Here is a 23,367-nt window from a genome sequence, read left to right on the forward strand (position 1 = left end):
TTGTGTAAATTGATTATGATTTAATCTTATCTACCATTGATGTTGCCAACGATTATGCCTTCCCCGTTTTATGTACCGACTTAGGCTGCTCCTGCTGACGCAGATAATTCAGGAAAGCGACTGCTGACAGGGGCAACAAGGACGATTTTAGATGGATGGCATAGAACTGCCTTTTGAATTCGAGTCCGCGGATATCCACAATATGAACGAGTCCCAGAGCCAGTTCATGCTGCACCGAAGAAGGAGATAACATCGTAATACCTACCCCTGCCTCCACGGCCGATTTTACCGCTCCTGTACTGCCAAGTTCCATCACTACATTCATATCTTGTGGATCAATCTTTTTCTTTTGCAATTGGTCTTCCATCACCTGACGAGTACCCGAGCCCTTCTCACGCAGCACAAAAGGATAATTCATTACATCCTCAATATTCACTTTGCTACGCTTAGCCAAATCATGTCCGGCAGGTACAATCAGTTTCAGCTCGTCCTGCATGACAGGCTCCACAATCATGTCCGGGTGGTGCACTGGCGCTTCAATCAGACCAAAATTAAGCTGGTGCTTCAATATATCATCCATAATTTGCGTTGTATTCATCACTTTCATGACAATTGAAATATCCGGATATTGAAGTGCAAATGGTCCGAGCATGCGTGGAAGCACATATTCCCCGATCGTTAAGCTGGCTCCCAGCTGGAGTCTGCCCTGTAACATCTGAGTAAACGCCGACATCGCTTCGTCCGTCTGTCTGACCAACTCTACACTCCGTTTCGCATGAGGTAATAAAGTTCGGCCAGCCTCGGATAATTCTATTTTTTTGGTGGAACGATGCAATAACTTGGTGCCAAAATAGTCCTCCAATGATTGAATCTGCATCGTTACTGCCGGTTGAGTCATATGTAATGCTTGTGCAGCCGCCGAGAAACTCCCCTTCTCTGCTACCGTATAAAAAATATGCAATTGGTGAAAATTCATATCTTCGCCCCTCTTCGATTACACTCTCTACATTGTAGCCGATTTCCCGCTTAGCAACAAAAAAAGCATGCAGCTTGTCTGCATGCGATAATACTTGAATCTATGATTTCAACATATTGAATCTACTCAGGCTTACTTATGCTTGCGACTATTTTTGACCAGCGTCATTCTTCTTGAATGTCTTAACCATGAATAATATGACTTCAGGTCCCTTAATTCAATGGTCTCCGACATACGTCCCAGAAACGTAACTACAATCATTTTGTGCAGCGGGTTGCCCGCAATATCATATTCTCCTTCGAGTTCGGAAAATTCGGCGACCACCACCAGATCCTCATCAATCAGGTAGACGTCCTGTTCATTACGGTAGTATGGTGTTATACGGTCCTGCTTCAGACACTCCCATAACCACGCCGCAATATGGTCATCATCACTACGTGCAGGCTCAATACGGTCTGCATACCGCATCTTGGCATGATGGGTAATGACGATGTCGGCCACTTTCTTGTCTCCAAGAGCCACGAAAAACGGCTCGTAGGTGCTCCAACGTTGCATCACCTTATCACGCATGGGAATCACTCTCCACCAGATAGGACTTTCTATCTATTTATTACCAAATATATTACAACATTAGTCCCGCAACCTCAAGGCGTAAGTTTAACTTTTTTTCACAATAGCCAATTTGTGTATAATTCAAGAAAAGAGCGACCCCAAAGGGTCCCTCTAGTTTCTCTTCTATATTCCGTAAAAGCTCGTTTTGTCTATCGTTTTGCTGGCATACTCGGTTTTGATCTCATTACGATACGAGCGTTCGATCTTGCGCACATAGGAAAGCCGCTTCACATTTTTCATCGTATCATCTGCCCGTTCTGCATTAACATACATGACTACATAATGCATACGGCGGGAGATATAATGCACGGTGCCATATTTTTCGAGATTACGGGCAGCTTTCAAATCACTGACCCAAATAATGAATCCTGTCCTTTCCGCAAACATCATCGTTCCCCGCCCTTCTATAATGATTACTTAACTGCAACCACATTTGCCGCCACTACCGCAGCCGCCCTTCGGATTCGGATCATTGCTCGGTACCTTAATGGTCGTTGACACTGCAAATGCAATGGTCTCTGACATCTGGAATAACATATCATCCAGGGACTTCTCTGCCTGTTTGAAGCGGATTACCGCCTCGAAATTTTCCAACTCCTGTTCCAGAGCCTTCACCTGGTCTTTTGCTGCATGATAATCCGGGTGAAAATGACCGAAACGCTGTGTTTCTTCAAACAATTCCTTCTTGGCATTCAGCTTCCGAATCCCCATCTGAATCTCAGGGGTAGTCTCGACTTGCTGCTTCCAATATAAATAATCCGATACTTCGGCAGATTGGTTAATCATGTCGCCCAGTTCATATGCGCCCGTTAACACTTGGGCCATATCGACCGTGTTCATTTCCGCTACGCTCATGAAATATTCATCCTATCTATATATAAAGTTCTACTTAACGTAGACTACCTCATCATAGCATATCCATGAATAGTTAAGAAGAGTTTTTCCTGCAATTAGAAATAGGGGGAACTCGAAAATTCGCCTTTCAACCTGATATTCACGTGAAATAGTCAGGTTATGACATCATCTGGCAGGATAAGACGCATTGTATCCCACTCTGACGGGGAGAATGTACGCCATTCCGTCTCTGATCTATTTTCACTTGAATCCAACATGCACCAACCGCTTAAAGTCCATTGTTCATGACCCTCTACCTGATGTGGAATGAGGTATTGCGTACGATTTTCCTGTTGTATCCCCAGCTTGGTCTGCCACTCAATGGCTTGGGCAGCAATCTGTCGGGCGGTTGAACTATGATATCGACGCCACTCCTTGTACCAGGTCTCCGGTATCTCCTCAAATCCCAACAGAGAGAACTTCTTCTCAATGACAGAATGATCACGCTCCAACCCATGCAGAGATGCAGGGACATCAACCAGACCTTGATTATCGGGTGTGTAGAAAGAAGAATATACACCGCTCAACATATCTTTTTCTAATAACTTCGGATCATCTGCGGAGCCTGTACTTTCCTCCATTACCTCCATACTTCTATCTACAGTCAACGGTGCAGCATCCGTCTCCTTGCCCCAATCTGCTAACGCAATACGTACATTCTCTGGTATGCCTGTCAGCGCATATTGATCCAGAAACTCTATCACTTCATGTAATGCATACCCTCTGGCTATGGCCGAAATGAATCGTTCTCTTGTCAAACGGTAGATCGACATTCGATCACGCGTCACCCGTTCTGCGTATTGCTCCAGCATCCAGATTACATCAGGCCCTGCTTCCGGCGGTACCAACACTTCGAAATCAGGCTGCATGTAAAATCCACACGGCTCCGCCCCACTTACCATCTCTTGTTCTCGATATAACAGGCTATGCGGTTCGATCAGCCAACGGAATGCCAGCGCTCCCGACTGATCTTCTCCTACTTCACCATAACCCCAGCCAGCCAGTGCGTATAGCCAGCCCCTGATCCGTGGTTTCAATTCCAAATTCTCTATATGGCACCATATGTTTTTTTCTGGAGCCAACACTGCCAATTGATAACGGAAATGCTGCAACGCGGGTTCAGCTTCTCCGTATCTTTCCATACACGCTTGATATATTTCCCGATGCATCTGTCTCCACGAGAGCTGCAACCATTTTTGTAATCGATGATCTACAATCTGAATTTGGCCATCTGACTTCTGAACGAGATTCAGACTGAGCAGTAGATCGAGAAGGATCGCTACGTGGGTCGGATACAAATCCGAATGATCATATCGGATGCCCAGACCTTCAAAGTCTGTCGAAGATAACACCGTGATCACACTTAATTTTTGAACACTTTTCTTATGTATAGTGCCCTTCCCTGTCAAAGGAAGTCCTTCTCTTTCAATCCACGCGATCAGATGAAGAAGTTCCGCAGCAGTATCCGGCTTTCCTTCCTGTAATACATGAGCATGCTGTGCCATCTGTTTAACGGTTATACCCACTCTTTGTGCGTAAGCAATCGTCAATGTCTCCATCAGCGAAGCAGGAATATAGAATAATCGCTCTCCCCAACTCTTATATACAGATTCAATCCATCTTTGCTGCCTAAGGCTGGCGAATGAAGAATTGGCTTCTGCGACACTTAGTCCTTCGATGGCCCATTGTTCTCGTGGCAGGAGGGAGGAAAAAGGCTGACCGGCATGTTTGTGAAAAATTGCACCAAGCACTTTTTGTTCCACCAAAGCAAGCTTTGACCATGAATCAAGGTTCAGTACCACAGGCTCATCTATTGCTTCAAATGAAGACATATCCCAATCCCTCCTCTTTTCGCGAGTATAAATGGACTATTCGTTCTCATGAACGATGGCATATTCATATCCCTGCTCGACCAAGAACATCTGACGGTTTAATGCAAACTCCTGTTCCTTACTATCCTCTGATACCAACGCATAGAAATATGCTTTGTTTTCTCCAGCTTTTGGTCTCAGAATTCTTCCCAAACGCTGTGCCTCTTCCTGCCTTGACCCGAAACTTCCGGATATCTCAAGCGCAACAGCAGCATCAGGCAAATCCACAGCAAAATTGGCAACCTTGGATACCACAATTGTTTTAATCTCTCCACGTCGAAAAGCGGCAAACCACTTGATTCGCTCTTGCTGTGACATGTTACCCGAGATCAAAGGTGCTTCAATTTCCCGGGCAATCAACTCAAGTTGATCCAGATATTGTCCAATCACTAGCGCAGGCATATCCCGATGACGTTCCAGCAAACGCTTAACTACATGTACCTTCGCCGGATTCTCGGCAGCCAATCGAAATTGATGTTTAACCTCGGCTTGCAGATAATTTGATCTTAGTTCCGGGGAAAACGGAATACGTATCTCTTGACATTGTACATCAGCAATCCACCCTTGCTGCTCCAGTTGTTTCCACGGCATATCATAGAGCTTTGGACCAATCAACGAAAACACATCCTGTTCACAGCCATCCTCTCGAACCAATGTGGCCGTTAATCCCAGCCTTCGCGTAGCTTGAATATCCGCAGTTGCACGAAACACTGGTGCTGGCAGCAAATGTACTTCATCATATATGATCAGCCCCCATTGCCGCTCACTGAGCAGTTTGATGTGGGTAAAATCAGCATCCTTTGATTTCCGGTGTGTAAGAATCTGATATGTAGCTACAGTCACAGGTTTCACCTGTTTTTTCTGACCTGAATACTCACCAATCTGTTCGCTGGTAATCGTGGTTTTGTCTTGAATTTCCTGAATCCACTGTCGCACAGACGTTGTATTGGACGTCAAAATAAGGCATTCACATTGAAGCCGCTCCAGCACGGCCATGCCAATGACCGTTTTTCCTGCCCCGCAAGGAAGTACGAGTAAACCGCTTCCTCCCATGCCCTCACTGCCTTCGAATGCATCCACAGCCTCTCTCTGGTAAGAACGCAACGCAAACCGCTCAGAGTGGTCCCCTGGATCATTAGACCGCCAATCAAATGAAAGCTGGGTTCCCTCCCGATACCCCACGTAATCAAGTACGGGGTAACCCAATCGTGTTAATTCCCTTTTCAATAACCCTCGCTGTTCTCCTGGGAGCAGAAGTTCATGAGCGTCCTTGCGTTCCATGCGAAAGGCAGCTATCGATTTCAATCCACTTAATTCATCCAGCAACCGCTCATCCTCACTGTAAAGGCGCATTCTAGTGTGATCTGCTTCGGAATGCAGCTTTAATTTGCCATACTGATCCATGATTCTCCGAACATCCTGTATGAGTGCAGCAGGCACGTTCCAGCGGGATACCAGCTCCAGACTTGCGATAACCTGATCTGCATTCCATCCCAGCGCAGCCGCATTCCAGAGGGATAACGGAGTGATTCGGTAGGTATGAAACGCTGCTGGTGTCTTAACCAGTTCTGAATACATCCCAAGCTGCTCTCTTGCTCTTTCGAATCCGGGGTGACCAACTTCCAGCAAAACTGTAAAATCTCGCTGAACGATACAAGCATCTGTCCTTACCGTATGTTCTGTTTCTTCCATTTGGAGCCTTCCTCCTATCACAAAAAAGTCCAGTTCCGGCAGCTTCCGAAAATGAACCACTTTAAGTGCACGTTCAAAAAGTCTAGTTTTCAGTACCGAGAAGTGGACTTTTTGAACAACATCTATAAAATCCACAAAAAAACATCCTGCCCATACCTCGGTATGAACAGGATGCCCAACTAGCTATAAAGTCATTCGGCTGTGTAACCCTTGGCCATAGCTATGAACAATCTAACGGCCGTCTGCATTGCGTCTTCATCAAAATCAAACATCGGATGATGATGCGGATAGATCGCATTTTTATCCGGATTGCCTGCTCCAACAAACATAAAGCACCCTGGAACCTTCTGCAGATAATACGCAAAATCTTCCGCTGGCATCAGCATTGGGGAAGCTTGCACTCGTTCTGCCCCAAATAATTCTGTAGCTTCTCTGAAGAAACGTGCTGTCTCCTGTTCATCGTTCACCACAGGCGGATATCCCATAATATATTTCACTTGCGTCTCTGCCCCATAAGCTGCCCCTGTCTGGGCTACCATGGTAAGCACGCGCTCTTTCATCCCGTTTCGGGTCTCTTCATCAAACGTTCTTACCGTACCGCTCATTTTGCATTGCTCTGCAATTACATTCTGAGCCGAGCCCGCCTGTATTGTACCAATGGTCAGCACCGCGGGTTGCAATGGATCCACCGAACGACTGACAACGGTCTGAAGCTGCATCACAAGCGCAGAACCCGCGATAAGACTATCTATCGTGGATTGTGGCATCCCGCCATGTCCACCTTTGCCTTTGATCTCAATGTAAAAATCGTCCGCCGCCGCCATCATCGGTCCTGCTTTACTGGCAACAACACCTATAGGCAACGGGGTCCACAGATGAATGCCATATATGACATCCACGCCTTCAAGCGCACCATCCGCAATGACCTGAACTGCACCACCCGGAAGCAGTTCTTCTGCTGGCTGGAACAAAAAGCGAATCTCTCCTTGGACCTCCTGCTTGTGACGGCTAAAATACAACGCCGTACCGAGCAAGATCGAGATATGACCATCGTGGCCGCATGCATGCATCGCTCCTGCTTGTTGTGACGCATACTCGATATTCTTCTCATCCTGAATTGGCAGTGCGTCCATATCAGCTCGCAGCATGACGACAGGACCCGGCTTGTCCCCACGAATGGTACCGATGACCCCGTGACCACCAACATGACGCCTCACTTCAACGCCAAAACTCTCCAACATATCCGCTACAAAAGAGGATGTCTTCTCCTCATGAAAGGAAACCTCTGGATTGCGATGAAGGTGACGCCGCCATTCCACCATGTGGATCTGCAGATCTTCCCACCATATATTATTAGTCATGTCTCTCCACCCTTTCAATCTTGAACGGGACTTGGATCAAGCCCGAACCTGCCTCTTCAAACCTATTGCTGTATATTGTAGCAGAATTGGAAGAAAACCGATACGAAACGCCTTCGGAAAGCTTGCACGGGAAGGGGAAACATACTATCATGAACTAGAGAAATACTCGAGAAATTATACTCGGAAGCTTATGAGGAGGATCAAACGCTTATGATTTTTGAGAATACAGGCTTGGATGGCTTGAAGAGCGACTTGGCATACCTGGATGAGAGCGCCGAGAAAGTCGGATTTGTCCGGTGGCAATGGGAATATTACCGTGCTACATATGACTACAAAATTGAAGATGAACTAACCAACTCAGAATACTTTGTACGCATTAATACCCGCGCTGTGGAAGGCAAATTGGAAAAACCGGATACCGTTCTTGCTGTTGAAGCAGTATACCTTGGCAAAGCCACTTTCCCTCACGGCCTGGATTATGACTCTTCCGTTCCGCAACCAGTCGTGAAGCTGGCAGCCCAAAAATTACAGCAGCTTAAAGAACTGCTGGAAGCATAGGCTGGGCCAAACGATGAAACAACAAACGGCCCAAACGAAAACGAAGAGAGGCACGCCGGATTTTCAACTGCTAATCCTCACTTTATTGTTGGTGGGCTTTGGACTGGTGATGGTATTCAGCTCCAGTTCCAGCATTGCAATCGCAAGCGATAAATTTAACAATGATGCCCTTTACTTCACGAAAAAACAACTTATGTGGGCGATTATCGGTCTATTTGGCATGTTTTTTGCCATGAATATCCGCTTCAACAAGTACAAAAAGCTCTATGCACCCTTTTTCCTGCTCACTACGGTCATGCTGGTGATTGTTTTGATCTCAGGTGCAGTATTGAACGGTGCACGAAGCTGGATTCACATTTTTGGTTTCAGTCTTCAGCCTGCAGAGTTCGCGAAAATTGCTATCATTCTCTATCTCTCTGCTCTTATTACCAAAAAAGGTGAGAAATTCAGGGTTTTCAAGACAGGGTACGTTCCCGTCTTGTTCATCGTTGGATTCATCGCAGGGCTGATTATGCTGCAACCAGACTTCGGTACCACCTTCATTCTGGTGTCCACCTGTGGTCTCTTGATCTATGCCGGTGGAGCCAGTATGAAACATATCCTGGGTTCGATTCTCCTGGTTGTACTCGGTGGGGCACTGGCGTTCGGAGCGAATTCCCTGTTTTCTTCCATGTCTCCTTCCGACACAACGACTGCTACAACAGCAGTCACTGCGGAGCAGAACTACAAGATCGGACGTATTCAGGCTTTCCTTGATCCAATGTCCGATATTAATGGCGGAAGTCTTAACCTCTACCGTTCTCTTGTTGCCATTGGTGATGGCGGCATGACAGGTTCAGGGATTGGACAAGGTACGATGAAGCTGCACTATTTGCCAAACGCGTATAATGACTTTATTTTCTCCGTAATCGGGGAAGAACTCGGATTCATCGGAAGTGCCTTATTCCTGCTTGTTTACCTGTACTTCATCTGGCGCGGAATTATTGTCTCTCTCCGCTGTCCCGATCCATTCGGAACATTGGTCGGCATAGGTATCATGGGACTAATCGCGATTCAGGCATTTATCAACATCGGTGGTGTAACTCAGACCATTCCGGTGACGGGGGTCACGCTTCCGTTTATCAGTTATGGGGGTACCTCACTCTTTGTGATGATGGTTGCCATGGGCATTCTGCTCAGTATCTCACGCACCAACAATCTGGACGTGATCAAGGAAGAGAAAACGAAGTCCGTAACTGTACAGACACAGACTCGTACCTCTCCTGCTCTTCGTTCACGGGAGTCCATCCGTCGGATTCGATAAAAAACAACACAAAAAAGGCTGTGCACCTAATGGATGCGCAGCCTTTTTCTGTGTACTCGGTACAATTCTGTCTATCAAGATGAAGAACAGGTCAATATCGTTCTGTCCTCCATTGCGGATTGCGATTTCTACAGATCGTCGCCTTTGAAAGATACGCCTTCTACCTTTACATTGACTTCAACCACGCGTAATCCGGTCATGGTCTCTACCGCTTCTCTTACATTCTGCTGAAGCATACGGGAAACTTCATGAATCGGGGTTTCGTACAGGACGATGATGCGCAGGTCAATGGCTGCTTCCAGCTGGCCGACCTCAACGCTCACGCCTTTCTGTACGTTTTTACCGCTGAGTCGCTTCGCCCAGCCCTCTGACAATCCTCCAGACATTGCGGCAATTCCGGGTGTTTCCATTGCAGCCATTCCGGCAATTTTTGCAACCACGTCATCGGCAATCCGGATGTTTCCGCTCTCCAGTTGAAGTTGTTCTGCCATGCCACATCCTCCTTCACTTCGTTACTCGTATTTTAAATCCTTTCCACCCCAAAAAGCAAATTAAACTCAAAAAGATGCGTTTACAACCTACCACCATTTGGTTATATTGAAATATGAAAATAATCTCATAAGCGATTTACAGTGTAATTCAAAAACAAAATAATTTATAACCGAGGTGTTTGTTGTGAGAAACCGGATTTCATCCATTTTGCTGATTGCGTTCTTTGCACTCAGTGCCATCGCCCACTACTTGAAATGGGATTCGATTCTACAGTTCGTGATATCAGCCATTTCGGTTATTTTTGTGGCCGGTTTTTTAGGCAAAGCCACCGAAAATGTAGCCCACTACGCCGGACAGCGGCTAGGTGGATTCTTGAATGCCACCTTCGGCAATGCTGCCGAATTGATCATCGCCATTTTCCTCGTCAAAGAGGGACTCTTCGACATGGTCAAAGCTAGTCTGACAGGTTCTATCATCGGAAATCTGCTATTAGTGCTCGGGTTAAGTATTTTTGCGGGAGGACTCAAGTTCAAAATTCAGAATTATAATGTTTCACTTGCAGGTCTGAATGGTTCCCTGATGATTGTTGCCATCATTGCCCTGTTTATTCCGGCAGTCTTTCTCAATACACATTCCATTACACAGAAAGACACCAATACACTTAGTCTCATCGTGGCCGGATTGCTCATCCTCGCGTATATTGCGTGGTTACTATTCTCCATGGTGACACATAAGAACTACCTCGCAGACGTCACTGAGGATCGCGATGAAGAGCTACCTCATGAGCATGCTCCGGGATGGTCCAAGAAAAAATCAATCCTCTATCTGGTGCTCGCAACAGTCATGGTTGCCTTCGTCAGTGAATGGCTGGTGGGCACGCTCGAAGTCTTCACTTCGGAATTTGGACTTAGCGAACTGTTTGTCGGTGCATTCCTTGTGGCCATCATCGGTAATGCGGCCGAACACAGTGCAGCCATCATGCTTGCCATGAAAAATAAAATTGGAGCCGCCGTTGAAATTGCGGTTGGCAGCAGCTTGCAGATCGCACTCTTCGTTGCTCCTGTACTGATTTTTGTCAGCTACTTCACAGGCAGAACCATGGATATCGTATTCACAACGATTGAGTTGGTCGCCATCGGCGTATCCGTATTTATTGCGAAGTCCATCACCCAAGATGGTTCAACGAATTGGTACGAAGGTTTACTCCTGCTCGTGGTATATATCATACTCGGTGTATCCTTCTTCCTGGTGTAACTAGGCCCTCACGTAGCGATATAAGTTGAACTAAAGAATATTTACACTGGCCACTACGATGACAGAACAACCTTCCGATCGCTGTTATCCCCTGATTTTTTTGATTCCTTTTATAAAGGGGTAAATCCGGGGATAAAGGCGAACGCTCCGCTTCTTCAGGTTATTTCTGTCCTCTCCGTTTTGTGTAAATGTTTAGTTTAATTTATATAACACTAAAATATACAAGCCACAAGAGGCAGTCCGAATTTACATTCGGTGCTGTCTCTTTGTTTGTATACGCCTTCCGGCTGGTTGTATCCCCATCCCGTTCAGACGCACAAAAAAAGCATGCATAAACGCCTGCATGCCTTCTATTCTGACCCGCGCATTTGCAGGCTATTGCTCATTCTTTTTGTTCAAGGCTTCATATAAAATTGCCAAATTCCGCTCAAGCGCGCTAACCAGCTGCTTACCTGCACCTTCTGGAAGGAGCCCTGCACGAACAGCAAAATCAACTTCTTTGGAGAACCCATACATCTGTGTATCCAATACTTCCTCATAGAGAGGGCAGTAGCGGGTAGCCAGATTCTCCATCTGTACTTCAATAAGCTTCTGTATTTTATCTGCATCTTCTTGAAGAAGACTGATCGCTTTCAAACTCAGCTGGTCCTGCAGATCAGATGAAGTCATGCATTTTTCCCCCCTATGTCCCAAAAATCGCGTAAAGACGTTCTACCTCTAATATTAGACGAAATGAAGAGCTAATACAAGAACCTGACCAAAATAAGCCCGCAAAGTTAAGCCTTTTGTTGAAGCTTAATCCACCTGTTCCAGTCACGTCCAGACGAGTATTCAGATCATTCCATGCCAAAAAACACCCCTGCCAAAAAAGGCAAAGGTGCTTCTTGAGAGCTATTACTCAGATGCGATGCTTACATTCAGTCCATGCTTGGCAAATACTTCTGACATGGCTGCTTTCGCTTCAACTGCATCTGGACCATGAACATGCAGTTCATAGCTGTGCGTGCTGATCAGCGTTGTAAACAATCCGAGAATACTTTTTACATCGATATACTTGTTCTCCGAATGAAGCACGATTGAAGAAGTAAACTTGCCTGCTGTTTGAGCAATTTCTACTACAGCCGCGTTATTACTCGACATAGGAATCCCTCCGTCTTTTTACTATTGGTATCATCTATTAATTACCACTACATGATACCGTGAATCCGCTTTCCTAGCAACAGCAAAATCCTGTTCCTACTTCAAACGGTCCGGATTCAAGCATTCCAGCTCAGGAATGACAAAGATACCGTCTTTACGAATCAGCACATCGTCAAAATAAATCTCCCCGCCGCCATAATCCGGACGCTGGATCAATACGAGATCCCAGTGGATGGACGAGCGGTTGCCATTGTCGGTTTCTTCATACGCCTGACCTGGCGTAAAGTGTAAGCTGCCTGCGATTTTTTCATCGAACAGGATATCTTTCATCGGATGCAGAATATGAGGGTTAAATCCAATCGCGAATTCACCGATATGACGAGCACCCTCATCCGAATTCAGGATTTCATTCAGACGCTCTGTATCGTTACTTGTCGCTTCAACAATTTTGCCATCCTTGAAGGTGAACTTGATATTTTCAAAAGTCACTCCGTTATACAGGGTTGGCGAGTTATAACTAATCGTTCCGTTCACGGAATTACGCACAGGGGCACTGTACACTTCGCCATCCGGGATATTTTTTTGGCCAGAACATTTCTCTGCACCGATATCTTTAATGGAGAAGCTCAGCTCTGTTCCTGGTCCGGTGATACGAACTTTGTCCGTCCGCTTCATCAGGTTAGCAAGCGAGTCCTGCGCTTTGTCCATTTTGGCGTAATCCAGGTTACATACGTCGAAGTAGAAATCTTCGAACGCTTCTGTACTTGTATTGGCGAGTTGCGCCATACTTGCGTTAGGGTAACGCAGTACAACCCATTTCGTATGTTTGACACGTTGTTCACTATGTACCGGGTGGGAGTACAATGAATTGTACATTTTCATTTTTTCTTCCGGCACATCGGACAGATCATTCACATTTTCTCCCGCACGAATACCGATATAACAATCCATCTGTTTCATACGGTTTAGATCAATCTCTGCCCATGTTTTCATCATTTCTTCTGTGGCATTTTTCAGCATCGCACGCTGTACGGTTTTATCGGTCAACTGTACAAAGACGTTACCACCTTTTTTGCCTACCTCTTCAATAATGGCGTTAATCAGATCACGTTCCGATCCAATCATCTCAACCAAAACATTTTCACCAGGCTGTACATCTACTGAATAGCCCACCAGGTTTGTTGCAAGCTTTTGAATTCTTGGGTCTTTCATCTTGGTAAAATCCTCCTGTCATCTGCCATACTTGAATTGAACAACGGTAAATTACGATACTATTGTAGCACGCGAACAGTCATCCCGTCAGCAGGCAGTCCCTCACTTCGTTTATTGATATGACTTGAAGTTAACATCGGTGACAAGGGCTTCTTTGTTACTTTTACGGTTGTTGTCCGTGTAACTCATCTGACTTTCAGAGGATAAGCGAAGAGGCAGACTGCTCTTCCGATCTACCGTGAGATGATATACCGTCTGCACGCTCGCTTGTTTCATCATCTGTTGCATCGTTGTTTCGCCCTGTTTCCAAACTTTCTCCAGATCCTTCTCAAGCTTCTCCTTACGCGCCCCTTTCACCGTAGCTGCCTTATGCATATATTCTGCCCGAATGGCGTTCATCTCGTCGTTTAGCTGGGTTACAGCCCATGATTTGGCGTCTTCCGGTGCAAGTTCAATCCGTAATGTTCTGGTTCGACGACCGGCCCCATACTCGGATTGAATGGTTTTGTGCATCCCATCAATCTTCTCCAATTGGGCGATTGGGTTAAATCGAGAAAGAGACCCACGCAGCGGCTCATGCTGCGCTGACAATGCCGTCCATTGCCCTTGTTTCCGCTCAAAAGAGGCGCTAAACCCACTGGGCTGTCCATTATTTTTTACGGCAGTTGTTTGAATGCCTGTCCCCACAGCAGTTACTTCTCCAGGTAAGCGGGTCTGAAGGGTCAGACGATCATGATTCTCCAGCTTGCCTTCAAATTTGAACTGATTTTCAAACAGCCCACTGTTCTCCCGTCGAAGTCCTGCCTCTCCTTCAAAACTCAACGTTTCTTTTCCCGCTATCCCCGATAAAGCCAAGGAAAAAACCTCCTCAGGCGTTTGATCTCGCTGCATTAATCCACAACCCGGAACACCAATAATCACGATGCTCACAAATAACCATAATGTACGTACCGAATGGCGATTAAACATGTCTATCTTCACCCTTCCGTGAACTTTCTCCATAGATTGCCCCGCCCGTATACGCTTATACTTCTTCTATACACATCTTGATCTGCGATGCACAAAAAAAAGAGAACGACTCCGCAATTGGAATTGTTCTCTCTTAACGTGTTACTTCCTGTTCCTCTACAACGATTCTGTTCCGACCACCATTCTTGGCGCTGTACAAAGCCATATCAGCCCGATAAAACAAGGACTCTACACTGACCTTTTCATCCATCCAACTCCACTCTGCGATGCCACTGGATACCGTAACGGGCGGTCTGGTCTCTTCTGCGACTCTCTTTCGAATCACTTCCGCATAATCTAACGCCTGCCTTACACTCACCTGTGGCATATAGATCGCCAGTTCTTCTCCACCCCATCTGGCGCAGACATCCTCCGAGCGAACAGAGCTGGTGACGATCTCACTCACTTGCTTCAATACTTGATCCCCCGTCTGGTGTCCGAACGTGTCATTCACCTGTTTGAACTGATCAATATCCACCACAATGAGGGAGCCACAGAATTCATGAGCCTGTCGCTCGTGAATCACACTGTCCAGATAATGCCTCACGTACAGACCTGTCAACATATCCAGATTAGCCAAGCGCCGAACCTCGGCATGCAGCGTGGCATTTGACAGGGCAAGCCCGATATGAATAGATAACATCTGCAAGAGCCTATAGTTATCATATGAAAAGTAGTGCTCTCTACTGTGTCCCAGCAAAATGGCACCCTTCACTTCACCATTGACTCTGATCGGTGATGCAATCAGTGACATTGATCCAGTATCTTCCATGAAAAAGGAGGACACTTTATCAAATTGCGCATAATTGGCTATAATAAGCGGTTCCTCTGTTCGATAGACCAAACCTGCGATACCGTAGTCTACAGAAAAGGATTGGTGAAAAACATCTTTCACGTTAGATGACATGACTTCGAAGTCATTTGTACTGTCATTGAGTTGAAGAATGCAACACGTTTCAGCCTGGAATATTTCCTTTAACTCTTGTTCGGATAGTTGATAAATCTCCGAAAGATGCAGACTCTTGTTCAACCGCTGTGTAAGATCATTAATTAAACGAAGTTCCTGAATTAACATATTGGATTGTTCATGCAACTTGGCGTTCTCAAAGGCCGTTCCTGCAGTGTCTACCATCATCGTAATCAATTGCAAGTCCGATTCTTCCATAATCTCTTCATTCATTTCGATATGGAACACACCGTATATGCCTTGTTTGCCTTTCAGCGGAATCCCTACATCTACAATGCGGTTCTCTGCATCATGTGAGCGAGCAACGATCAGCTTACCTTCCATAAATGAACGCACACAAATATCTTCTCCTCGCTCGTGGACAAGCAACGGTTTAATCCGTGGATCAGAGTTGCTCTGATCCTGAGACATATACAATTTGATATAAGTGGCCGGGTACAAGTAATCCATACTGTCAAATACCTCATCCAATATGGCCTCGACATCCATTTTGTCATGCATTCGCTGAACAATCTGAAAGAGGATGGACCTCCGGTGTTCCTCACGAGCTGTTTGTTCATGAGCATGTAACAGGTCCGTCATAAATATGTATTCGAATCTTCGGTAAAAGCAGGTGTGATAATGCAATGCCTCAGATTGAACCACAGCTTCAGACGTTTCATATCCATTGGATTCATAGATCACAGCAGTGAATACGGCAAACATATCCTTGTTAGTTCTGGAGAATAAGGGATGTGTTATTATAAGATATTCTCCGTGTTCGCTTGTCCCTTTAAGGGACAGGGCCTGTCTCTTATCCAAACATTCCAATACCAGCCTGCGTGCATTTACGCCCGGATCAGCTTCATGATCGCTATCGAATCCTATGCAATCACCTTCCGTGTTCCACACGCTGTAAAAGGTTGATGGTCTGGCCAGCCTTGAACCCACTCTGGAGTTCCAGTCACTGTATGCCTGCTCTAGCAAGCTGCCCAAATATGAAAAATCAAAAGGTGTGATATCCATTTTTTGCATCCACAACACATGCTCTTCATGAGAACGAGGAGCGGCAAAAGATGCGGAATCGCCCGAACTTCGTGAATTCAAGCTGGCAGGTAAACTTCTTAGATGTTCTAACATGTCAGGCGCTCCTTTGCACCGTTTTTGCATCCGCCAGGATGCATTAATCTGCAGACGTTATCGCAAACCTGCAAATTCGTTGCGATAACCTTGTTACATAAAGATGATTTAAAGTTAAGATACAATCTATTTTACTCTGTTTAAACCATTTTTGCATCCATATTTCAGAAAATTGTCCCATTATTTTAGGCCCAATGACCTATCGACAAATTTAGACGTTTTTTTGCTTTTATTCTGCGCTTGACTTTGTTTCTCTTAAACTGTAATATAAATTGTTGATGAAGACTACTAATGGGTCTTTAAATTTGGGCATTACCGGTTGTGTCACCCTCATTCTTTTTGTTGCTTTCAGGACAGCGGCTGAACTTTCCTGATCGTTCTATGCGTGGCCAAGCCCGCATCAACAAATTGGAGCGCAAACAGAGCCCTAATATGAACTTTAACTAAAAAGGAGCTACTTTAAACATGGCACGTTACACTGGTCCTAAATTTAAATTGAGCCGTCGCCTCGGCATTTCCCTTAGCGGAACAGGCAAAGAATTGAAACGTCCTTTCCCTCCAGGTCAGCACGGAGCTAACCAACGCAGAAAAATCAGCAACTACGGTATGCAATTGCAAGAAAAACAAAAATTGCGTCACATGTACGGTTTGGGCGAGAAGCAATTCCGCACACTGTTCTCTAAAGCTCAAAAAATGCAAGGTATTGCCGGTGAGAACTTCATGTTCTTGCTTGAGTGCCGCCTTGACAACCTCGTTTACCGCCTTGGGTTTGCTAACTCCCGCGCTGGAGCGCGTCAGTTGGTAGCACACGGTCACGTAACTGTAAACGGTAAAAAAGTCGATATCGCTTCTTACCAAGTAAGCACTGGCGATGTAATCGGCTTGCGTGAGAAGAGCCGCGCTCTTTCTTCCATTAAAGAAGCTTTGGAAGGCCGTTCGCATCTTCCAGCATACGTTGAATACAACGAAGCAGCTGTAGAAGGTAAATTCATCCGCTTGCCTGAGCGTGCTGAATTGTCCCAAGACATCGATGAAAAACAAATCGTCGAGTTCTACAACCGTTAATCGTTGCAATCACATTAAAGTTTCAACCCAAACAGCTGTCGAGATTTTCTCGACAGCTGTTTTTCTATGCTTTTTTTTAATTATCTTCATTATAGGAACGTAAATAACGATATAAAATATAGACTCCCTTCAGGAGAAGCACACATCCATATATACATCACAAGAATGACATCGAGGGGGATTAAAACATGCATTTTTTTCGCAATCGCAAGCTCGCTGTTAAGCTTGGACTTTTACTCGGGATCGTATTACTCTGTTGTATTGGAGCCCTGATTGCATTTAATACCAAATCCATTTACGACAAAAGCCTCCAGTACGGCGAAACCGTTGCTGGACAGGCAGCAAACCGGGCTACGAATGAGTTTATGACTGACATTAATCAGGTGAAAAACACGTTGGACACCATGAGTACCACGTTATTGGATGCAGCTCAGAACGGATCACTCAACCGTGAAGAAGTCGTCAGACTCCTTGAACAATATCTGAAGAAGGACGAGAAAGTTTTTGGCTTTTATACGGGCTGGGAACCAAATGCCTTTGATGGAAACGATGCGGAGCACATCAACAAAAAAGAATATGATGATGCTACGGGTCGATTCGTTCCATACGTTATACGTGATGGCAACTCCCTGCATTTTGAGCCTATGCCTACTTATGAGGGAAGCGGTGAAACTAGTACTTACTATCAGCAGCCAAAGAAAACCAAATCCATCTATTGGTCCGAACCTGTTACCTACACGGTTGGCGGAAAAGAAACACTGCTCGTTTCGATTGTCCTCCCTCTATTAGATGAAAACAAAAATTTTCTAGGCATTGTTGGGGCCGACTTTACCATTGATCGTTTTCAGCAAAATATAGCATCACTTAATCCCGATCAGGGTTATGCCATGCTTATTACTAGTGAAGGACAGATTGCTGCACACGGCTCCAAACCGGAACTGGCTAATGAAGGAGCCGTAATTCCATCTGAGATGAAGACAGTCATTCAGCGTATACAGTCTGGCGAGTCTCAGTTTTACGCTACAGACCCTGAAGTAGGTGAAGAACTATTTATTGCCGAGCCTGCCAGGTTACAAGGAACAGATTCAAACTGGTACCTTGTATCGGCGCTGCCAAAGAGCCATATCCTTCAACCCTTCTATGACAGCTTGAACTGGTCCATACTGATTGCCGCACTGGCAGTACTTCTGCTTGCAAGTGTGGTTACCTACACCATCGTCTCCATTGTAAGGCAGTTGAATCAAGTTAATATCGTCGCTGGACAGCTGGCTGGCGGGGATTTGACACAAAAGTTACCTGTACGATCCAAAGATGAATTTGGCGTTATGGCGGGTCATATGAATCAGATGATGGATACACTGCGACATACCATATCGGTTATATCCGAACATGCTTTATCTGTCGGCTCCACCTCTCAACAGTTGACCGCAGGTGCCGAAGAAACAGGTAAAGCAGCCGAACTGATTGCATTAACAGGAGTCGAACTTGCAGATAAAGCAGGTAAACAGGTGCAGGAGCTGCAAGAGTCCTCCCGTTCCATGAATGAAATATCTGCAGGGATCGGAAGAATTGCAAAGGCCGCCTCCGATGTATCCGATTCATCGCGAACTGTGGCTGAGCGAACAACTGTTGGGACCGATAAGATTCAGTCCGCCATGCGTATGGTTGATAGCACCACCTCTTCTGTGCAGACGTCCATGACCGCACTGGAGAATTTCCGCCAACGTTCGGAAGAGATTGGCCATATTACAGGCATGATCACGGAAGTTAGCCGTCAAACCAACCTACTTGCACTTAATGCTTCCATTGAAGCATCGCGAGCAGGTGAACACGGGCGCGGGTTCGGTGTAGTTGCTTCCGAGATTCGTAATCTGGCTGAACAATCCAGAGTATCGGCAGCGCAGATTGCAGCGTTAATTCATAGTGTTCAGCAAGAGGTCCTTTCTCTCGTTGAAAATATGGAGCATGGGAATGCCGAGGTGAGCCATATAGCGGAAGTGATTAATGAGAGTGGTGAACTATTCCTCTCGATTTCATCACAGATTTCAGATGTTAATGAGCAGATTGAGCATGTCTCAGCCATTGCGCAGCAGATGTCAGCTGGATCACAACAGGTTGATGCCACGTTAGTGCAACTCAAAACCATTGGTCATGAGACAGCAGATCACGCAACTCGTGTCGCCTCTGCCTCTGAAGAACAACTCGCATCCATGGAAGAGATTACGGCGGCATCTGCCTCACTGGCTAATCTTACCCAGGAACTATTAGAGCTGATTCAACGCTTTAAAACCTAATGTAGAAGACCTCCAATACGACACATCATTCAGGTCACCCTATGCACCTCAGCATGGAGGTGGCCTGCTTATTTTGGCTTACAACTCATGAAATGTGCTTCAATATCGCATGATATATAGCATAATGCATGGCAGAATGGCAAATTTCGACCATTACTTGTATTTCTCAGGCATGCAAACCCGCCTTTTTATGCTATAATAAGTGCTGTTAAAAGGAGGAAGACACTGAATGGTTGATGTTAATAAGAAAAAGCCCGATGAACAGCCTGTACGCAAGCGTAGCTTTGCCCGCAGACTGGGAAGTTTCATCAAATGGATGGTTGTCCTTGGCTTTATGGGGGCACTATTTGTAGGCGGTGCTTTGATGGGATACGTCAGTTCCATTGTGAAAGACGAGCCTGTCCGTTCAAGGGCCCTGATTGAACAAAAAGTCAGCGAAAACTCCATCACAGGCTTTGCTTACTTTGCCGACGGCAGTCCGATCGGTCAATTACGTACGGAAGAAGACAGGCGTCCGGTCACTACGGACCAGATCCCACAGAAGGTTATTGATGCTGTCGTTTCAATTGAAGACAATCATTTTTACGAACATAAAGGTGTAGACATGAGCGGAACCCTACGTGCCGTGAAACAGAAAGTGCTGAAAGAATCAGTACAAACCGGCGGTAGTACACTGACTCAGCAATTGGCGCGTCGTGTGTTTTTGAATCTGGATCGCACAGAAGATCGGAAAGTGAAAGAAATTTTGCTCTCACTCCGACTCGAACGTTTCCTGACCAAAGATGAGATCATGACAGCCTATCTGAACAAAGTTCCTTTTGGTAATGGTTCCAGCGGATACAACGTTTACGGAATCAAAGCAGCCGCCAAAGGATTGTTCAATATTAACGATCTGGAAAAAATCAACATCGCTCAAGCTGCTTATCTTGCTGGATTGCCACAACTCCCCTCCTCTTACTCTGCTTTTAACGGTAAAGGTGATTTTGTAGAGGAGAATTTTGACCGCGCAATCAACCGTCAGCATCTGGTACTGCGCCGTATGCTTGAACTGGGCAAAATCAATCAGTCCGAGCATGACGAAGCTCTAGCTTTTGATATCAAAAGCGCACTCGCTCCGAAGACCATCAAGGCTTACAACACTTATCCATATCTTATGATGGAAACGGAACGACAAGCTGCACAGATTTTGATGAAACAGTTGAATTCCGACACAGCTGAATCTACAGACAAAGCTACGGATGCAGACACACCTCAGAAGGAAAGCAGTGCATTATTAGAGGAAGCTCAGACGCAACTGCGGACAGGTGGATATCGTATATACACGACCATCAACAAAAGTATTTACAAAACGATGCGTACCATTGCGGAAGATGACAGCAATTTCTCAGCAGATGATCCTGTCAAAGGGAAAGAACAAACTGCTGCTATGCTGATTAATCACAAAACCGGTGCAATTCTAGGGATGATTGAGGGTCGGGATTTCCAGGACGAACAGATGAACTATGCAACACAGATGGTACGTCAGCCAGGATCAACGATGAAACCTATTGCAGCTTATCTGCCAGCTCTGGATGAGGGTCTGGTCCAACCTGCTTCAATTATTGATGACTCACCGATCATTCTCAAAAATGGTCCGAGCGGATACCACATTGCCAAGAATGCCAACAACCGGTATCAGGGACTAGTCACTGCCCGCAGAGCACTGAATTATTCTCTCAATATACCAGCTCTGAAGTTGTTTAATGAAGAAGTGGGGATCGAGAAGGCTTGGACCTTCGCCAAGAAACTGGGGATTACCACCATTCAGAAGGAAGACTATCAGGCTCAGACTGGTGTTCTCGGAGGTCTCCAATACGGTGTAACGGTTGAAGAATTAACCAGTGCCTATGGTGCTATCGCCAATAAGGGTGTATATAACGATTCTTACATGATTAGCAAAATTGTAGATTCCAAAGGAAACATCGTTTATAAACACGATACTGAACCTGTCCAAGCCTTCTCGGAGCAGACAGCATACCTGATGACCGATATGCTGCGGACCGTTATTACAGAAGGAACGGCAGATAAAGTACGTGAAAATTACAAATATTCCAAGAGTGTGCCAATCGTAGGTAAAACGGGTTCCACTCAAAACTACGCAGATGTGTGGTTTGAAGGTTATACACCAGATGTCACACTTGGTGTGTGGGTTGGATACAAACAGCCCGTGAATACGCTGGAAAGTAAATCACAGAGAAAACGTGCGCAGCAACTGTGGTCGAAAATCCTGAACGAAGTGATCGATACGCAAAAAGATCTGTTCGTTACGGATTCGTTCAAAAAACCGTCTGGCATCGAAACGCGCACGGTGTCTGCATACAGTGGCAAGTTGCCAACATCCATGACTGACAAATTTGTTACGGATATTTTCAACAGCAAGTTTGTTCCGAAGGATAGCGATGACGGTGTCTCCAAAGCTAGGTACATTACTTACAATGGTGTAAACTATATTCCGCGTGACGGAACACCTTCGGACATGTTGAAGGAAAAAACAGTAATTAAGCGTAAAAAACCAATCTCGGATCTCATCAAAGAATTGCAAAATGCATTCTCACGTATGAGTCGACATGAGTCACTTGCTTATTATCTTCCTGAAGATGCTGGTGCAGACATGCCAACACAGATTGATCCAAGGACAGATAACGGCAAAGCTCCTGATGCACCAGGCAACGTACGCATCTCAACCTCAGGTGATAGAGCTGTCATTACATTTAATGCCACACCTGAAAATGATGTCGTGGGTTATCGTCTGTACCGTTCAGTAAACGGTGGAGGATTCCAGAACCAGGGTCAGGTTGTCTTAGCTGGTGAATCCAGATCATTCTCTGCATATGCAGCGCAAGGCGGTAACTTCGCCTTCTATGTAACGGCAGTGGATGTTGCCGGCAGAGAATCTGCTCCTAGCGCTACAGTAAATAGTGCTGGTGTAGCTCCTCCTGTGGAAGAAGAGATTGATGAACCGATTGAAGTTCCAGGTACAGTCGTTACGCCGGGAGAAACGCAGACCGATAATACAACAACGACAACCCCAGGCACACCTGGTCAAGTCAGCGTATCTGCCCTCACTCAAGGACTGCGTATTCAATGGGCGGCCAGTCCAAACGCAGATAGTTATACTGTATATTACAGTGAAACAGGCTCGGCTCCTTATACCAAAATTGGAACAACAGCGGGAAATACCATGGATTATGGAGTACCCGCATCGACCAGTGGATGGTTCAAGGTATCTGCCAGCAACAGTGCGGGTGAATCCGAACCTTCTGCAGCCCTACATTTTCAACCCTGATTCAGGCATAGCGTTCCAAAACAAGCCGCATCCTCAGACTGTATCTGAGTGTGCGGCTTTTTATTTGTATTTACAGCAGCCAAAAAGCCTGCTTCATGCCATTGGCATAAAGCAGGCTTTTACAATCCATTTTAATGGGTAGAGTCACTATATTTGGCTTCGTAGAGTATTAACTTCTCCCCACTACTCAATGTATCGGTATCGATAGCACCACATTGATGATC

At 45.7% G+C, this 23,367-nt stretch carries 19 protein-coding genes; 6 read left to right on the forward strand and 13 right to left on the reverse strand.

The genetic code is table 11. The annotated features are described in order from the left end of the window. Positions 1 to 52 precede the first annotated feature (52 nt). The 7 genes from C170_RS23435 to C170_RS23465 all read right to left on the reverse strand — a co-directional run bounded on the left by C170_RS23435 (position 53) and on the right by C170_RS23465 (position 7,406). Positions 53 to 976 (reverse strand): selenium metabolism-associated LysR family transcriptional regulator, encoded by a 924-nt coding sequence (locus C170_RS23435; RefSeq protein WP_036614641.1) that lies wholly within the window; start codon positions 974 to 976, stop codon positions 53 to 55. 132 nt (positions 977 to 1,108) lie between these two features. Next, the gene (locus C170_RS23440) at positions 1,109 to 1,546 is read right to left on the reverse strand and encodes a hypothetical protein (RefSeq protein ID WP_017687436.1); all 438 of its coding nucleotides are present in this window, start codon (positions 1,544 to 1,546) and stop codon (positions 1,109 to 1,111) included. Between the two features lie 165 nt (positions 1,547 to 1,711). Beyond that, entirely contained in the window at positions 1,712 to 1,975 is a 264-nt protein-coding gene (locus tag C170_RS23445; RefSeq protein WP_036614951.1) for a YlbG family protein, read from the reverse strand. A gap of 30 nt (positions 1,976 to 2,005) precedes the next feature. Continuing rightward, positions 2,006 to 2,443, reverse strand: a complete 438-nt coding sequence (locus tag C170_RS23450) for a YlbF family regulator (protein ID WP_036614642.1) — start codon at positions 2,441 to 2,443, stop codon at positions 2,006 to 2,008. A 152-nt stretch (positions 2,444 to 2,595) separates the two neighbouring features. After that, on the reverse strand, positions 2,596 to 4,314 hold the full coding sequence (locus tag C170_RS23455; RefSeq protein ID WP_036614644.1) for a helicase-associated domain-containing protein: 1,719 nt from the start codon (positions 4,312 to 4,314) through the stop codon (positions 2,596 to 2,598). 36 nt (positions 4,315 to 4,350) lie between these two features. Further along, positions 4,351 to 6,045, reverse strand: coding sequence for a DNA repair helicase XPB (locus C170_RS23460; protein ID WP_051447367.1), 1,695 nt, complete (start codon positions 6,043 to 6,045; stop codon positions 4,351 to 4,353). 191 nt (positions 6,046 to 6,236) lie between these two features. Further along, complete coding sequence (locus tag C170_RS23465; protein ID WP_036614645.1) at positions 6,237 to 7,406, reverse strand: M20 family metallopeptidase; 1,170 nt, start codon at positions 7,404 to 7,406, stop codon at positions 6,237 to 6,239. A gap of 210 nt (positions 7,407 to 7,616) precedes the next feature. Between C170_RS23465 and C170_RS23470 the strand changes: the two genes are divergently transcribed. Both C170_RS23470 and ftsW read left to right on the forward strand, forming a co-directional pair. Continuing rightward, positions 7,617 to 7,964 (forward strand): YugN family protein, encoded by a 348-nt coding sequence (locus tag C170_RS23470; protein WP_036614650.1) that lies wholly within the window; start codon positions 7,617 to 7,619, stop codon positions 7,962 to 7,964. A 13-nt stretch (positions 7,965 to 7,977) separates the two neighbouring features. Then, positions 7,978 to 9,267 carry a putative lipid II flippase FtsW gene (ftsW, locus tag C170_RS23475; RefSeq protein ID WP_036614653.1) on the forward strand — a complete coding sequence of 430 codons (1,290 nt, stop codon included), beginning with the start codon at positions 7,978 to 7,980 and terminating at the stop codon, positions 9,265 to 9,267. Positions 9,268 to 9,395: 128 nt separating this feature from the next. Here the strand turns inward: ftsW and C170_RS23480 are convergent, their stop codons facing one another. Then, on the reverse strand, positions 9,396 to 9,758 hold the full coding sequence (locus C170_RS23480; RefSeq protein ID WP_017687428.1) for an Asp23/Gls24 family envelope stress response protein: 363 nt from the start codon (positions 9,756 to 9,758) through the stop codon (positions 9,396 to 9,398). A gap of 184 nt (positions 9,759 to 9,942) precedes the next feature. Between C170_RS23480 and cax the strand changes: the two genes are divergently transcribed. Beyond that, positions 9,943 to 11,013, forward strand: a complete 1,071-nt coding sequence (gene cax / locus C170_RS23485; protein ID WP_036614655.1) for a calcium/proton exchanger — start codon at positions 9,943 to 9,945, stop codon at positions 11,011 to 11,013. A gap of 375 nt (positions 11,014 to 11,388) precedes the next feature. Here cax and C170_RS23490 read toward each other — a convergent pair whose 3' ends face one another. From C170_RS23490 to C170_RS23510, 5 genes are all read right to left on the reverse strand, one after another. Beyond that, positions 11,389 to 11,682 carry a YlaN family protein gene (locus tag C170_RS23490; protein ID WP_036614657.1) on the reverse strand — a complete coding sequence of 98 codons (294 nt, stop codon included), beginning with the start codon at positions 11,680 to 11,682 and terminating at the stop codon, positions 11,389 to 11,391. 225 nt (positions 11,683 to 11,907) lie between these two features. Continuing rightward, positions 11,908 to 12,153 carry an HPr family phosphocarrier protein gene (locus C170_RS23495; RefSeq protein WP_036614658.1) on the reverse strand — a complete coding sequence of 82 codons (246 nt, stop codon included), beginning with the start codon at positions 12,151 to 12,153 and terminating at the stop codon, positions 11,908 to 11,910. A 96-nt stretch (positions 12,154 to 12,249) separates the two neighbouring features. Then, entirely contained in the window at positions 12,250 to 13,365 is a 1,116-nt protein-coding gene (locus tag C170_RS23500; protein WP_036614660.1) for an aminopeptidase, read from the reverse strand. Positions 13,366 to 13,476: 111 nt separating this feature from the next. Next, positions 13,477 to 14,334, reverse strand: a complete 858-nt coding sequence (locus C170_RS23505; protein WP_036614661.1) for a hypothetical protein — start codon at positions 14,332 to 14,334, stop codon at positions 13,477 to 13,479. 133 nt (positions 14,335 to 14,467) lie between these two features. After that, positions 14,468 to 16,459, reverse strand: coding sequence for a sensor domain-containing diguanylate cyclase (locus tag C170_RS23510; RefSeq protein ID WP_036614676.1), 1,992 nt, complete (start codon positions 16,457 to 16,459; stop codon positions 14,468 to 14,470). 465 nt (positions 16,460 to 16,924) lie between these two features. Between C170_RS23510 and rpsD the strand changes: the two genes are divergently transcribed. The 3 genes from rpsD to C170_RS23525 all read left to right on the forward strand — a co-directional run bounded on the left by rpsD (position 16,925) and on the right by C170_RS23525 (position 23,143). Next, on the forward strand, positions 16,925 to 17,524 hold the full coding sequence (rpsD, locus tag C170_RS23515) for a 30S ribosomal protein S4 (protein WP_017687421.1): 600 nt from the start codon (positions 16,925 to 16,927) through the stop codon (positions 17,522 to 17,524). A gap of 188 nt (positions 17,525 to 17,712) precedes the next feature. Beyond that, entirely contained in the window at positions 17,713 to 19,818 is a 2,106-nt protein-coding gene (locus C170_RS23520) for a methyl-accepting chemotaxis protein (protein WP_036614678.1), read from the forward strand. Between the two features lie 229 nt (positions 19,819 to 20,047). Further along, a complete protein-coding gene (locus C170_RS23525) occupies positions 20,048 to 23,143 on the forward strand; it encodes a transglycosylase domain-containing protein (RefSeq protein WP_036614680.1) in 3,096 nt (1,031 codons plus the stop codon). Positions 23,144 to 23,367: the final 224 nt, after the last annotated feature.

This window comes from Paenibacillus sp. FSL H7-689 (assembly GCF_000517905.1).
In the GTDB taxonomy this organism is placed as follows: Bacteria; Bacillota; Bacilli; order Paenibacillales; family Paenibacillaceae; genus Paenibacillus; species Paenibacillus amylolyticus.